We start from the raw sequence: 15,112 nt of genomic DNA, 5'->3' as shown, positions 1-15,112 counted from the left end.
TATGTACTCACAAAATCAAATTGACTGATAGATATTTTATTTTAGAACTGGCAAACTGTAATTTTTCGAGAACAAAATAGAAATGAAAATTAGAGTTTCCTCCACAAAAAAGTGAACTCAATCCGAATAGAGTTTTACGACTTTGGATGGAATGCAAAACTTTACAGCCACGTCTGAAATTTCTTTATATAAAAAGCTTTCACAAGCTGCGTTAATACGCAGTAGGAAAGTAAAATAGCAAAGAGCCAAGGAAAGAATGCCCAAGGAAGTGAAACCATGCCGACAGCATGTCCAAGTGAAGAGAAGGGAATATATATTCCTATAATCATGACGAGCCCCGTCAAAAGAAGCACGGGCATTGCTGCCACACTTTGTATGAAAGGAATTTTCGGAGTTCGTATCATGTGAACAATGAGAGTTTGAGAAAGAAGACCTTCGATAAACCAGCCAGATTGAAAAAATGACTGATGGAGAGGAGTATTCGCTCCAAACACATACCAGAGCACGAGAAATGTCATGATATCAAACACAGAACTAATCGGACCAATAAAGAGCATGAAGCGAGCAATACCGCTCGGATCCCATTTGCGTGGTTTTAATAAAAATTCTTTATTCATTTTATCCCAAGGGATTGAGAGTTGTGAAAAATCATAAAAAAGATTCTGAATGAGGAGATGAATTGGCAACATTGGTAAGAATGGCAGAAAAATACTTGCGGCGAGCACGCTAAAAACATTGCCAAAATTTGAACTGGCGGTCATCTTAATATATTTAATAATGTTTCCGTAAACGGTGCGACCTTTAATAACCCCTGTTTTTAGCACCAATAAGCTCTTCTCGAGGAGAATGATATCGGAAGATTCTTTTGCGATATCGGCTGCTGTGTCTACGGAAATACCCACATCTGCCTGACGAAGAGCGGGCGCATCATTTATGCCGTCACCCATAAATCCAACGGTATGTCCTTTGCTTTGAAGTGCTTTTATAATGCGGGCTTTTTGATCTGGAGAAACTTTGGCAAATACGGTGGTTCTGTCAGCAAGATCAGCGAGTTCTTGTTCTGATAACGCCCCGATGTCGCTCCCCAGAGCAAGATGATCAATATCGATTTTCACCACTTTGCAAATATGTCTTGTAACAAGTTCATTATCACCGGTAAGAATCTTTACTCGAATTCCATCTTCTTGGAGTTCTTGAATAGCAACTGTCGTAGTTTCTTTCGGGGGATCAAGGAAATCAATGAATCCACCGAGAACAAGATTGGCCTCGTCTTCTATGCCGTATGGTGCGTCGTCCGGCGATGTTTTTTTATAGGCCACCGCAATAATTCGGAGCCCATTTTCATTCAGCGTTTTGGTAAGATGAATAACATTATTTTGTATCTCATCGCTCAGAGGAATAATTTTCCCCTGATCTTCAACATGTGTGCAGACTTTAATAATTTCTTCGATTGCTCCTTTACAGATGAGGAGTTGCTCATTATCTCGCTCAATTACCACGGACATTCTGCGACGAACAAAGTCGAAGGGAATCTCATCAATCTTCTTCGTAGTTGGAAGTTTGAGTTTTGCTTCAAGTTCAACAAATTCAAGAACCGCACGATCTAAAAGATTTTTGAGACCTGTCTGATAATAACTATTCATGTAGGCATATTCGAGCACAGGCGTATATTTCTCTCCATGAATATCGAGATATTCAATGAGAACAATTTTATCCTGCGTAATCGTCCCTGTTTTATCAACACATAATATGTCCATTGCTCCCAAGTTTTGAATTGAATTGATTTTTTTGACCACAACTTTTTCCTTTGCCATCGATACAGCACCTTTCGCAAGATTTGCTGTAACAATGACGGGAAGCATTTCTGGGGTGAGTCCAACAGCAACGGCAATTGCAAAAATAAAAGATTCTTTCCAGTCACCTTTCGTGAGTCCATTAATTACAAAAACAGCAGGTACCATAACTCCTATGAAACGGAGAAGAAGCCAGGATACTTTATTGATGCCTTTATCGAAGCTGGTTTCACTTGTATGACCAATAACACTTTTTGCAAGTGAGCCAAAAAAAGTGGTGTTCCCGGTAGTTACGACGACAGCCGTTGCGTAACCGCTGATAACATCTGAGCCAAGAAAGCAAAGATTCCGTCTCTCTAAAACATTTTTCTTGTTTTTACTGTCATCATCTCCGCCTACTACCTTACTGTCTTTCTCAACAGGAAGTGATTCCCCAGTAAGAGCTGATTGGCTCACATAGAGGTCTTTTGAAGAAAGAAGTCGAATATCTGCAGGAACCATGTCTCCGGCAGAGAGTTTCACAATGTCACCTGGTACTATTTCTTCGAGCGGTATTTCTCTCCAACGGCTGACGAGGTTAATTGTGCCATCTTCCCTTTCTTCTTCGTATTGGCGTAATGCAGTCGCAGTTGTCTTCACCATAGCTCTCAGATTTTCTGCGGCTTTTGAAGATCTGAATTCTTGTACGAAACGGAGAATAATACTGATGCTCACCATTGTACTCATGACAACGACGGCTTTTATATCATCTGTGAGATAGGAAATAATCCCGAGAAAAATGAGAACAAGAATAAAGGGATTTTTGAAATTACGGAGGAGCATGACATACCAAGGAGTTGGTTTTTCATGAATAATTTCATTTTTTCCATGCTGTGAAAGTCTTCGTTCTGCCTCATCTTCCGTAAGTCCGCCACCAAGCGCGACGAGCCACGATAAAACATCGGTTTCATCCATACCCGATGCGGTCATGATTTTATCCAATATTTGTTTTGGCTTATTCTGTGATAATGGGATTTTCATTTATGTACTAATTACAGAGAAAAGCGAAACATGAAGAGGGAATTTCGCGTGAATTATTCATTATAAAAGCCATAAATACAAGTCTTGAACCATTCACAAACGGACTCAAGAGTTTTGAGGAATTGAGGAAAGAGTTGGATTTCGCTGTATATTTATTTGGTTTTTTTATTGACGTCTAAAATTCCTCTTGATAACATATCAAGGAAATTTGATATGTTAATATGGGTACATCTAAAAACAGTGAAATAGTGCTTCTACTAAAGTCTCTCGCAAATGACATTCGTGTGGATATTTTGCGATATCTTGCTTCTGGCGAGAAATGCGTTTGTCATATTTTTGAACATTTGGGATTACCGCAGAATCTTGTTTCACATCATCTCTCTTTGTTAAGGAAAAGCGGTTTCATCAGAGCACGGAAAGATGGGAAGTGGGTACATTATTCGCTGAATCCAAAAGAGTTTCGAAAACTAAAGGCTTTTTTTGATACCTTCGTCTCCAAAAAAGTGATGGAATCCTGCTGTGTTCGTGAGAAGAAATAATAATATCGCCAATTTTTTATATTTTTTTTTACTTCTATGAATTCTTACAATTTCAAATGTTCAGATTGTGAAAATGAGTTCACCGTCGACGCGACTCTTCAGGAAAAAGAAGAGGGGACAAGTGAAAAATTTACCTGTCCCAAATGTCACTCGCAGAACGTAAAAAGTGAATTTTCCGCAATCAATTTTATCAGAAACATTTTCAAGAGTGATGGGAAAGCCTCTTGTTGTGGTTCTAAAAATGACAGCGACGACTGTTGCTGATCGTCAATTTTTTTTAACGTATAAAATATGCTTCAACAATTCGCAGATTGGCTGACGTATGGAATTTTTGGACTGGATTCCACTTCAAAAATTGGAAGTAGTATCAACTATTTTATCTATGACACGATAAAAATATATCTTCTGATTTTGGTTATTATCGCAGTTATTGCTTTTATTCGGACGTTTTTGCCACCGCATAAAATCAAAGAAATTTTTGCGAAGCAAAGATTCGGTATCGGTAATTTTTCTGCCGCAATCCTCGGCGCAGTCACGCCATTTTGTTCGTGTTCGTCAATTCCAATATTTGTCGGTTTTTTAAAAGCAGAAATACCTTTAGGAATAGCATTTTCTTTTATCATAACTTCTCCGTTGGTGAATGAAGTTGTTTTTGTGTTAATGGGCGGAACATTCGGCTGGAAAATTGCCGCGCTCTATGCTTTTTCTGGAATTATTTTAGGAGTAGTTGCAGGAATGATCATAGGAAAAATGAAATTGGAAAAGGAGGTGATCTTAAAGTTGAACGATAATGCTGGAAAAAGCTTGTCGCTGGAATATCTTCCGAAAAGTTTGGAGGGGAAAATACAGTATGCACTCAAGGAAAGCTTTGGTACTTTCAAAAAACTCTGGTGGATTATTGCAATTGGCGTTGGAATAGGCGCCGCAATACATGGGTATGTTCCTGCGGAATTTTTTCAACAATACCTCAACATTAATCCATTATTAGCCGTTCCTCTTGCTACTCTGGTTGGCATACCAATTTATGCCGGATGTTCCACTCTGGTGCCGATTGTTTTTGCGCTTGTTGGTCAAGGCATTCCATTGGGAACAGCTCTGGCGTTTATGATGGCGATTGCCGGACTTTCACTCCAGGAAGCGATCATGCTCAAAAAGGTGATTTCCATGAAACTTCTGGCGATATTTTTCGGAACTGTGGCGGTGGGAATAATGCTGATTGGATATTTGTTTAATGCGGTGGTGTAGGGGATTTGGCGTAATGGGGAAATAGCTCCATACGCTGTTAGAGGATGTATTCCTTTTCTTTTGGTCGCCTCTGGGGCGGGAATTGCCCGAAGCTAAAAAAACTCCTTATTTGTTTTTGCTAGCTAAAAAATTATCTAGGTTTTCAAATGAATTGAATATGTTTGACGGCGATAATTTCAAAATAATAGCCATTAGCTGTTCGGTTAGCCTGATAAACATTTCCATTTCTTTATAGTCAATTTGTTCTGTTTTTTTGCCAAAATGGATTAGTCGGTTTCTTGTTTTGTTTATTTTCTGAATATTTTTTCTTGCAGTATCATCAATATTTTTCAAAAAATATTCATTTAGGATAAATGCGATTTTTTTATCACCACTCATTTGTTCGATCGCTGTATTATCAAGCCATTTACGATTTTTAATAGCAAAAATGTGTTCCCAGATTGTCCAGCAAGAAATAAATGCCGTTTCAATTATTTGTCTTTGCATGGCGGATTTGAATAAAAATAAAAAATATCCGCCTTCATAATCATCTTGCCATTTTTTACTTGAAACAAGATCAAGCACTTTGTTTATGGTGTTTTCAAACCCGACATTAATTTGGTGATAATCAGAAACGAGACCATCTTTCATTTCTGCTTCTGTTTTTAATTCCCCCGTATTTACATCTTTCCACCTTGATTCATATTTTATTGAACAGGCTAATTGTCCACCGTACTGATGTATTCTGTGATCGCTGATTATTGCGATATTCTCGCTGTCCTCCCAATCCTTTTTAAAAACATTTCTGTCGGTCAATATTGTTAGCAAAAATAAAACATCATCAATCTGTGTTAATTTATTGTTTTCAAATGGCAAGACGCATTTTTTTTCTTTCTGAGGAATTTCTACTGTCGCCGTTATTTGATGAGAACCAACTTTTATTTGAGTGTTAAACTCACTGCCAGACGAATTTACCAAACACATCATGCCGTCAAACGCCTCTTTATAGTTTTTTACTCTTTTAAAAATGTAGTCGCCGATTTTCAACTCTTCTATATAAGGAGGAAATTCTAAATTGAAAATTAGGAGTGTTTTATTTTTTCGTTCCATAATTTATTATGTTTTTTCAGCCAATAAACTAGCTTGATTATTATTCCTTACTTTTAAATCCCTTGGGGTTCTTTGCTCTCTCGGATCAAATGAATCAAGCATGTTCAACTCTTGTCTTATTCTATCCTCTGACATCTTTATATAATCAGGGTTGATATCAAAGCCTATCCATTTTCTGTCTAAAAAATTTGCGACCATGCAGGTCGTTCCACTTCCAACAAATGGGTCTAAAATTATATCTCCCTTATTACTGCTCGCTGAAATTATTCTTTTCATTAACGCTTCCGGCTTCTGTGTAGGATGATTAACTCTTTCGGGGTTGGAATAATGCACATGAGAAAACTCCCACACATCGCCTGGATTTGCTCCGCTCATATTATTTCTTTCTCTGTAATACTTTTGTGGAATTCTGATATCATCGATATTAAATGTAAAATCGTCCGATTTTGTAAAATATAAAATGTCTTCATGCCTTGGAGAGAATCCTTTTTTACGCCCCATCCCTTGTGTGTAATGCCACGTTATCCAACCGTTGAAGTGAAATCCAAGCTCTTGTAGCATCAAAAATAGGCGAGAAATAAATTTTACTCCCATAAAAATATAAATACTGCCGTCACTCTTTAGAATTCTTTTACTTTCTGTAATCCAATCAAGAGTAAATTTTTCATACTCATGCCATTGTTTCCAGTCTATATTATTTCCGTAATCCTTGCCTAAGTTATAAGGAGGGTCTGTGCAAATTAAATCAACACTGTCGTCAGGTAGTTTTTTTAGTTCTTCTATAGCGTCGCCAGTGATAAAATAATTTGTTTTCATAGTTAATCGTTTTTAATCCATTGATATTTTTCAGCCAATTTCAGCCACGGTTTTAAACCTTTTGATTTGATATATTTTTCATCGATCATTTTGACAAATTGTTCCGCTGTTTTTCGTTCCTCATCAACATAGTGGATGTCCCGAATCTGCATTTGGCCAGTACCTAATGCTGGATTGTAGTTTAAGTCTTTAGCTGATACATATTTAATGTCGTAAACATGATAACCATTAACCTGCATAATCCCGTTTGTAATTCCGTCACCATCGGCTCTTTCGCTAAATACCTTATGCTTTAAAGAAAGAACAAGAAAAATATAATCAGGGTCGTCTAAATATTCATTTCGGATTCTAGCAAAGGAAGTAATGTTTGGACTTTTGCCTGAAGTTAAAATATCCTCGGCAGTTGCTTTTGCGTCAACATTCGCGGAAACATAATCATCAATATCTTTTAGTTTGAATTGCAAAATCATGTCGAAAGGGTCAAGTCTCTTTCCTGCTTCAACATTCACTAACCCATATTTATTTCCAACCTTATCTGAAATTTCTTCGAATTTTTCTAAAGCCCAAGCTTCGACAAACGGTCCTGCGACTTTGTTTATATTCTCAAGCGGTAATCCTCGTTTAAGATTAGTTCTGATAAAGATTTTGTTATTGCCACTATCAATTGCTTCCTTGATTATGGTCCGAATTGCACCACATACCCCATCCGACATTTTCGGATACAGTTTTGATTCTTTCGGTAGTTTACGTTTCTTTAAGATGTCGTTATTCATAGGTTTATTAGATTATCTATTATTATTGTATTTCTTTTCCCCTTATAAATAAAATCGTTTTCGGAGCCCCGCTATTCAGCGGGATAAACTCCGCGGAAAAAACACCTTAGATCCGCTTTATAAAAAAAAGGAAAGGAATATTTCAGCTATCTGAACATTCTCCGAACCTTTTTCTTCAAAAAAACAGAAAATTCTTTTTTTGGAGCTAGTTCAGATACTCCTCATCCGACATAATCCGCTATAGTTGAAATAGCGAATTGAGAAGATGAAGAAATATATCACTCAGAGTTTTCTGTACAATCGTCTCTGAATCGTCTATAATTTGTCTATCTCTCACACGCAAATTTATGTTTGACCCGAAATATATCGTTTCTCCAAAATTGCTCGAAAATATCAAAAGAATCGCAACTCTTGTATACGGTTTAAACAATAAACGATTTTCAAATGTTGTTTTGGTGGAGCTGACAAAGCGTGCTCATGAAATTTCAGCACATGCTTCTACCAGTATTGAAGGGAACCCATTGCCGCTTACAGAAGTGAAAAAAATTCTTAAAAACTCTCCTGAACATGTTCGAGATAGTGAGCGTGAAGTTTTGAATTATAACAATACTTTAGTTTGGCTCGATAAAATCACGAAAAAGCACAATGTTGATTTTGATCTTCCGCTCGTGCTGAACATCCATAAAGGAGTCATGAATGCACTCATTTCGGACTTACGGTGTGGCAAAATTCGTGAGGAGCCGGTATTTGTAAACGATCCGAAGCTCAGGAAAACAGTTTATTGGCCACCCGACCATCAAGATGTAAAGGCACTCATGAAAGATTTGTTTGGCTATCTGACAAAGAATAAAAGTAAAATCGATCCGCTTATTCTTGCCGGAATTTTTCATAAACAATTCGTTGTAATTCATCCGTTTATGGATGGGAATGGAAGGACGGTACGACTTGCCACAAAAGTTTTACTCTCCGCGATGGGACTCAATACCTTTAATCTTTTCAGTTTTGAAAATTATTACCATCAAAATGTTTCAAAATATTTTGAAAATGTAGGAGTTCGGGGAAATTATTATGATATTTTTAAACACATTGATTTTACTTCATGGCTTGAATACTTCACGGATGGAATTATTGACGAGCTCCTCCGCGTGTCTCAGGTTCTCGCAGAAAAAAGCATTACTCCAGAGACTATCTTAAAACCGCATCATGAGAAAATTTTGGAATATCTGAAAAAACATGATTTTATTACGGATAAGATATATTCCACTCTTACGGAGAGAGCAAAGCCAACTCGCAATCAAGACATTAATCGACTGATTGAGATGAGGCTCATTGAACGAGTAGGGAAGGGGAAGGCGACTATTTATCGATTGAAATAAATGGTATTCATTTTTTCTCCGATCACATCGGAAAATGAGTTTATTAAGCCATAAAATATGTTTGAGGTCCCGCACCAAGTGCGAGCATTGGGATTATCCTGTTTTTTCAAATGAAAATTATATCTCTTCCTGATAGCCTTCATCAATTTTCCACTTTCCCTTTTCTCTGAATGCGGGAATTGTTTGTCTTCTTGCGGAATTCAGAAGAGAAATCGCAGATTTTTTCTGTTTTTTTGCATACTCGGAAAGAGGAATTATTGTTTTCCCCTGAAGATAGGCGATTCGTTTGTGCATTGATTCTATGAGAGCAAGTGAGAGAAGATTTTCCATTCTGGAAGCATCTTTATTTTCTTCAAAATTTCGAAAACACGGATAATAATATGTATGCTTCCCCTTGTTTTGAAGAATAATTGTTGGAAATCCGAGTTGCAGAAGTTGGTAATTCATGAGCACTCTTCCAATGCGTCCATTTCCATCAAGAAATGGGTGAGTCGTCTCAAAATCCAAATGAAACTTCGCAATTTTTTCAAGAAAATAATCAGAAAAATTATTCGAATATTCAAGAAGCGTTGATTCGATCATTCTTTCCACGTGTTCCGGTGCGGGCGCAATATACGTCCCAACGCGAACATATTCACCGCTTTTTCGAAAGCGACCAGCGATATCATCATTAATATTGCTGATGAGCATTTTATGAAGAAGCAAAATGAGTTCATTATCAAGGCGTGATTCTTGAGATTTTTTTTGAATATATTCCGAAACTCGCGCAAGATTTTTTGCTTCAAATACCTCACGAAGAGAAACATCTCTGGAAACTTCCATTTCCAAAAGAATTTTTTCCGTTTCCTTAAGAGTCAATGTTGAATTCTCAATCGCATTGGAGTTATACACACTCTCCGGAATTTCTGATTCATAAATTAGTTGCAGAAGGGATTCTTTGCCTTTCTTCAGGGTGTCGTACTCCTTTCTGAGCTTTTCAATTTTTGATTTGAAGATGTTGTTTATTGTCATGCCTTAATAGTATCAAATTCACTGTTTTTTGTCAATATTTAGTGAATTATTACGATAAATATGGATAATTCACTGTTTTTAATAATTTTTATGATGAATTTTTATTAGTCCAAAACTGGGCAAAATGGACTTTTACGCCATGAATTTAACGAATGGCTTCCCCAGACCCCAAGGGGGGGTCTTCGACCCTGGGCGTTATCCGAACGTTCTTTAAAAGGGAAGAACCTTTAGCATGAGACAAATAATATCATTTCTCAGACTTAAATATTTGCATTACCTCAACTCCTAAGTCTTCGGATATTTGAACACCCTTCGGATATCTGAAGGAAACTTCTTTTGTTCCATCCCAAATAATAAAAATTACTTTTCCTTCTCCATGTTTTGACTCAAGTAGCGCATTTACTTTTTCTATTTGTTCTCTCTTTACATCGAGTGGAACGTCAATAATGAGTTCATCTTCATTTTTCTCTGCAATAATAGATGTTCCCTTACTTGCAATTTTCTTTTGTTTTTCATGACGACGCTCTACTTTTCTTAAATCTTCAGAAGGTGGCAATATTTCAGGGATGATATCAAGATCCAGCAAAAATTTTCGAGCTCCCTGATTACTCAAAATATGTTCTCTTTTTATAGGATCTTTACCAAATAAATTTTTCTTCTTTATGTTGAAAGTAGTCGCTTCTGTTGCAAGTTCTTTGGCTTTGATAGTGATAGTAGGAAGAAAGTCTGCGAGAGGTCTTCTGGAATCTCGGATCATGAGCCTCTTTTTCATATCTTTCGTGCTGTTATTACCAAACAAGATAAAATCTCCGACACTTTTTATCTCCGCTAATCCATTCGAATTTACATCTCTTAGGAACACTGTTTTCCCGAATTCTTTCTCAGATTCGGAGAGTTGTCTTCGTGTTACCAATCTCTCTATTTCTTCAATTTGATTTTCTAATACTTCCTGTTTCCGCGTTTGAATTGCGAAATACATTTGGGCAAAAGCAATTTCCGGAATATGTGGGTCTCCATTTTGGGCAACGAGGTAAGAACCATAGCGACTCAGTTCATACTCTTCTGTCTCTCTTGTTGCCCCTGATCCAATTTCTACCATTTTACTCACTTGGGTAAAATGGTCGGACACCGCATTCCCACTCTCATTACAAGAGGTCTTTGCTTTTTCTATTGTCTTTTGGAATGTTTGCCATCTTGAATATCCCAAAATAGGGAAAAGCTCTCTTGCATACCAATATTCGCTGCCATTTTTACGAATATTCTTGATGTCTTCTAGGGTAGAAGCGAGTTTTTTTATTTCCATGATATTTTAATAAGATTTAAGTGCTCGATTATTATACTCGCAAATATAAACCTCTCAACTTAGAGAAGGTTGCTCTCTTCACGGTGCTCACTACAGATAAAAAAGAGTTCGGATAACGTCCAATATGGGCACATCAAAAAGACCTCATCCGAACCGACTTTTTGGCTTAGATAAGGGAACAATGCGTTCGTATCTAGTTGGCTCACCAGACTGGTCGTTATCCGAAGATTTTTAGAGAATAGATTCTGTTCTTTTAATTGCTTGAAAATTGATAATAAGCCACCGCCGAAATAGAACGAGCTTGAACAACTTTTTGCAAACGAACAGGATCTCCAATATTTGTAGACCATAAAGGATACTCATGGGAGAATGTGCGCCCAGGAGCATTACTTCCATCACTCTCCTTGGTCATTCTCCTACATATACTTGAGCATCATTGGACCATCGGCTACAACCATCTCCATCACACGCCCGAAGACGGTATTGATAAGAGCCGTCTTGAGATCCATCTTGAGCAATTGAAGTATCTGTGAAACTCGTAGTGTTTGGAGCAGTTCGTCGGAAGCCACGAAAACCATATGGTAGCTCGTGTGGAGCAGCCCGTTCCACTTGAAATTCTATTTCTCCACTTGAGTTATCGACCCAGTTTAACGTTACCGTTCTCGCTCCTGTCACGCTCGCCGTAAGGCTCGTTGGTTCAGCGTGTTTATTATTTTGGCTACAAGTGTTACCGGTATTACCAGTACAGGTATATTCCTCTAGCATCAGGTGTCCCATAGTAGAAACTAGCTCGGTCCATTCAGAACAGCTCCCGCCGGAGGCGGCATTGCATGCTCGAATTCGGTAGCTATACATTTCACCTGGCTCCACAGATCGGTCAAACAACCAGAAAAGTTTTCTCCCGCGCACGTGCATGAGTTTATTTGAGGCGACCCTCGGGCCATATTTTGCGAATGGCCTGCCTCTTGTATCGTTCCTTTTTTCGATTTCAAAGTATTGTATCTCTTTAATCCCTTCATCACTCCATGCAATATCGACCTTTTGTTTGATGGCGTGGAGATCAAAACCATTCGGAGTAGCGGGACGAGAATCAGCAGAAGGGAGATCAGGTGTAGGGGCTGATAATCCCAGATTTTCCTGTTCGAGGTCTGATTCTTTCTTCATAAATATTCCCTTTATTCGAATATTGGCATCATTTCCATCTTGATCGCTATAATCATTTGTCCACTTGAATGTCAATTGGTGGTCCCCTTGTAAGAGAGGAATGGTTGTTGAACCGAGTTGGTATTCGGTTTCATGGCCTGGAATATCAAACGAGTATGGGGTGTTTTCATCGTTCTTATAGACCTCAATGTGGAAACTATACCCTTCAGGAATGCTTGCTTTTGTGTTTCTTGCCCACATTCCTACTTCATAGTTTCCATCTTCTGGAGCGTGAACACCATATTTAAGCCAGTTATTTCCCCACGCTGTCCAAATATCTCCATCCTCTAGCATCCAGCGACTTTTTTCTAAAGGACGTGCTGCAGTTCTTGTACTGTCGTTCACAGAGATCTTATCTACTCTTATATTCATATCTCCATTGCTACAACACAAATCTCTGAGAGACGTAAATCGAATTCTGTGCGATCCCGTGGGAAGAGTTACTTTCGCACTTCCTAAATTATAATGAGCATCGCTTACAGGAACTTCAAAAGTTCCCTCATCATTCCCATCTACAGAAATTCCGATAAGAAAGTTATACGAATCGGAGATGGGGCTTGTTTGGTTCTTTGCCAAAAGTCCAATGTCATACAACCCAGGCTCGGAAGCGGTAATTTCATATTCTAACCATTCATTTGCCCAATAGGTAAACATATCTGTATTGTGCTCGCTCCAATTGGCACTTTTACTCGCCCAATCTGATGCTTCAATTTCTCCTTTTTCCTCTGTTTCTGCTGAAAGGTTGGAAAAAAATCCTTCTGAAGAAAGGTATTTACTGATAAAAACACCCGTTCCAAAAAGAAGGATAGCAATTATTACTATAGTCGGGAAAATAAAATTTTTTTTATTTTTTTTCATATGCTTAAATATATCTATGAATCATAGCATATTTATGGCATTTATACAATCCATGTGGTGAGATAATCTTTACTATATTTTCATATCCTCTTCACTCTCTTCACGGTGTTCACCTTTATTTTTGAGCACGACAAAAACGCCTTCAATAAGGTATAAAATAGGATTGAGGTCCCGGGTCAAGCCCGGGACAAAGTATCTTCGGACTCATTTCCTCGCTCCGCTCGTCATTCGTCTCGAATTCAACTTTGGCTCACCAACCTTTAGCATTTCTAAACACATCTTAGACTACTTCACCGGAAGTACCTACAACATTGTCATTTTCGATCGAAAATACGAGACCATTCGCAATGTGATGCAAAAAGAAACCCACGGTCGACTTGTGGGGGTAAGGCTGTGAATGTCCTTTTTTAGGGCAAAGAATAGCGTGAAAATTTATTTTAATTCATTGACCAAGTGGGATTCACAACTCATTACCTCTAAAAAGGATAAGAGAAAATAGTTATCTGAGAAAAAAGTGAATTTGATCCAATGTAAGAATTAGTTGTAAAGCTTTTGTTCTTGTGTAAAAGCTTTCGTTTGCAACTCCATGAAGAGGACTATTTCTCGTCGAAGCATTAGGTTTTCCTTTTTTTAGGCTAAAGCCACTGTTGAACATTTTTAAAACATATTCCACAAATGGATTCTTTTTTCCTTAAGAACAAATTATTGCTTTGGGAGGAGAAGTTTTCTAGAATGAGGACGTAGCCTACATCTTCGTGTTTTAAGCTCTACTGATTTTCTATTGTCAGTTCAAGTATACAAGCGGGGTTATCTCCCTGCCACTTGAACTGACTCGCAAGAGCTCGGGGATGTGGGCTACCAGGTGAGGTAGCCCCACTTTTTATGATAAGGGGATAGCAACCTGTTTTTGCCCTCTTATCTCTATACCCTATGAAAAAATGCCAACAATGTTCAAAAGAAATTGAGGACACAAGTGAAAAATGTAAGCATTGCAATACTGATCTCAGAAATTGGTTTGTTCGGCATCCGATTGTTTCCGTTCTTCTCGGAATAGCTATCATTGCGAATTTAGGAAGAGCCATAAATGGGGCACCGCCGGAAGAAAGTAATATAGAAATAGCACTCCCAAAGGTGAGTCGGTGTGAAGAAGTCCCCTTAGTGGTTGTTTCCAACCTTGAAGACGGTCTTAATATTCAAGGAGGAGGCTCTTTGAAAGGTGCTAAAGCCGTAAAGTCCAATGAATTTAGCAGTGTATATTTTGTGAGTGCTGACTTAGACGGGTTAGGGCTTGAAGGAACTAATGATATAGCGACTTTTGCTGTAAACAGCCTTGATGGGACAGGACTCATGTTTTCAGTAAGCAATGTTGCTGGAGCTTTCTCTGATTGGGGGTCTGGAGAAAACACTGATGCTCACCTCACAATGCGCAGTGACGGAGCACAAGAATCACAAGATTGTGTAAACAAGAGGTAATTTATATAATTTACATGACTTCTCATGCAATGTTACTCAATGCCAAGACCGACAAAATACAAAGGGATAAGTGCAAACATAGTCCAAAAACTCAAAGAGGCTTTTAGGAATGACTTTACAGTGGAGGAAGCCTGTGCATATGCGGGAATTAGCAAACAAACATACTATAACTGGGAAAGAGAATTTTCAGAGTTTTTGGACGAAATGCAAAGAGCGCAAATGTTCTTGCGCACAGAAGCAAAGAAAATACTCAAAAAGGCTCTTCTTTCAGATCCAAATTTTAAAAATGCCCTAAAATTTCTAGAAAGACGCATGCCTGCTCATTATTCCTCAAAACATTGTCTAGAAGGCGAAAACAATGATATACAGATAAATATCACCAGAGTAGATGCAAGAAAGCCTTTGAGTTTACAAGAACCCTTAGATGAAAGTGATTTATAGCTTTTTATTTTTGAGTTCTGCAAGATATTCATCTAGTATAATTTCCAATAAATAATTTCATGTATAGTGTCTCTGTAGTTTTTGGTCAGCATCTTGCTTTGTGAATTTCCATTGAATTGTTGATAGACTTTGATTGCGTTGTTTTTGCCAGGCAGATAACTCCTTTTTGAGA

The 15,112-nt window shown here is 37.9% G+C and carries 12 protein-coding genes; 5 read left to right on the top strand and 7 right to left on the bottom strand.

The features are described 5' to 3' along the window. Positions 1 to 161: 161 nt before the first annotated feature. Entirely contained in the window at positions 162 to 2,813 is a 2,652-nt protein-coding gene (gene mgtA / locus HZA38_05090; GenBank protein MBI5414858.1) for a magnesium-translocating P-type ATPase, read from the bottom strand. Between the two features lie 221 nt (positions 2,814 to 3,034). Here mgtA and HZA38_05085 point away from each other — a divergent pair, with 221 nt between their 5' ends. Together HZA38_05085 and HZA38_05080 are read left to right on the top strand one after the other, a co-directional pair. After that, entirely contained in the window at positions 3,035 to 3,352 is a 318-nt protein-coding gene (locus HZA38_05085; protein MBI5414857.1) for a helix-turn-helix transcriptional regulator, read from the top strand. 291 nt (positions 3,353 to 3,643) lie between these two features. Beyond that, positions 3,644 to 4,597 carry a permease gene (locus HZA38_05080; protein ID MBI5414856.1) on the top strand — a complete coding sequence of 318 codons (954 nt, stop codon included), beginning with the start codon at positions 3,644 to 3,646 and terminating at the stop codon, positions 4,595 to 4,597. 105 nt (positions 4,598 to 4,702) lie between these two features. Here HZA38_05080 and HZA38_05075 read toward each other — a convergent pair whose 3' ends face one another. Genes HZA38_05075 through HZA38_05065 form a run of 3 tightly spaced genes read right to left on the bottom strand, consistent with a single transcriptional unit; the run spans position 4,703 to position 7,275 of the window. Further along, positions 4,703 to 5,686 (bottom strand): hypothetical protein, encoded by a 984-nt coding sequence (locus tag HZA38_05075; protein ID MBI5414855.1) that lies wholly within the window; start codon positions 5,684 to 5,686, stop codon positions 4,703 to 4,705. 6 nt (positions 5,687 to 5,692) lie between these two features. Beyond that, a complete protein-coding gene (locus HZA38_05070) occupies positions 5,693 to 6,502 on the bottom strand; it encodes a site-specific DNA-methyltransferase (protein MBI5414854.1) in 810 nt (269 codons plus the stop codon). A gap of 2 nt (positions 6,503 to 6,504) precedes the next feature. Further along, positions 6,505 to 7,275 (bottom strand): restriction endonuclease, encoded by a 771-nt coding sequence (locus tag HZA38_05065; protein ID MBI5414853.1) that lies wholly within the window; start codon positions 7,273 to 7,275, stop codon positions 6,505 to 6,507. 347 nt (positions 7,276 to 7,622) lie between these two features. On the opposite strand from HZA38_05065, the gene HZA38_05060 reads away from it, so the two are divergent. Next, on the top strand, positions 7,623 to 8,651 hold the full coding sequence (locus tag HZA38_05060; protein ID MBI5414852.1) for a Fic family protein: 1,029 nt from the start codon (positions 7,623 to 7,625) through the stop codon (positions 8,649 to 8,651). A gap of 117 nt (positions 8,652 to 8,768) precedes the next feature. Here HZA38_05060 and HZA38_05055 read toward each other — a convergent pair whose 3' ends face one another. The 3 genes from HZA38_05055 to HZA38_05045 form a co-directional block, all read right to left on the bottom strand. Next, entirely contained in the window at positions 8,769 to 9,662 is an 894-nt protein-coding gene (locus HZA38_05055) for a Fic family protein (protein ID MBI5414851.1), read from the bottom strand. Between the two features lie 247 nt (positions 9,663 to 9,909). Next, entirely contained in the window at positions 9,910 to 10,965 is a 1,056-nt protein-coding gene (dinD, locus tag HZA38_05050) for a DNA damage-inducible protein D (protein ID MBI5414850.1), read from the bottom strand. A gap of 408 nt (positions 10,966 to 11,373) precedes the next feature. Beyond that, a complete protein-coding gene (locus tag HZA38_05045) occupies positions 11,374 to 13,026 on the bottom strand; it encodes a hypothetical protein (GenBank protein ID MBI5414849.1) in 1,653 nt (550 codons plus the stop codon). 930 nt (positions 13,027 to 13,956) lie between these two features. Here HZA38_05045 and HZA38_05040 point away from each other — a divergent pair. Together HZA38_05040 and HZA38_05035 are read left to right on the top strand one after the other, a co-directional pair. After that, a complete protein-coding gene (locus HZA38_05040; GenBank protein ID MBI5414848.1) occupies positions 13,957 to 14,499 on the top strand; it encodes a hypothetical protein in 543 nt (180 codons plus the stop codon). A 24-nt stretch (positions 14,500 to 14,523) separates the two neighbouring features. Beyond that, positions 14,524 to 14,940, top strand: coding sequence for a hypothetical protein (locus tag HZA38_05035; GenBank protein ID MBI5414847.1), 417 nt, complete (start codon positions 14,524 to 14,526; stop codon positions 14,938 to 14,940). The last annotated feature ends 172 nt before the right edge of the window (positions 14,941 to 15,112 follow it).

This window comes from Candidatus Peregrinibacteria bacterium (genome assembly GCA_016220175.1).
Taxonomy (GTDB): Bacteria; Patescibacteriota; Gracilibacteria; order CAIRYL01; family CAIRYL01; genus JACRHZ01.
This window is presented reverse-complemented; position numbering and strand designations above follow the sequence as displayed.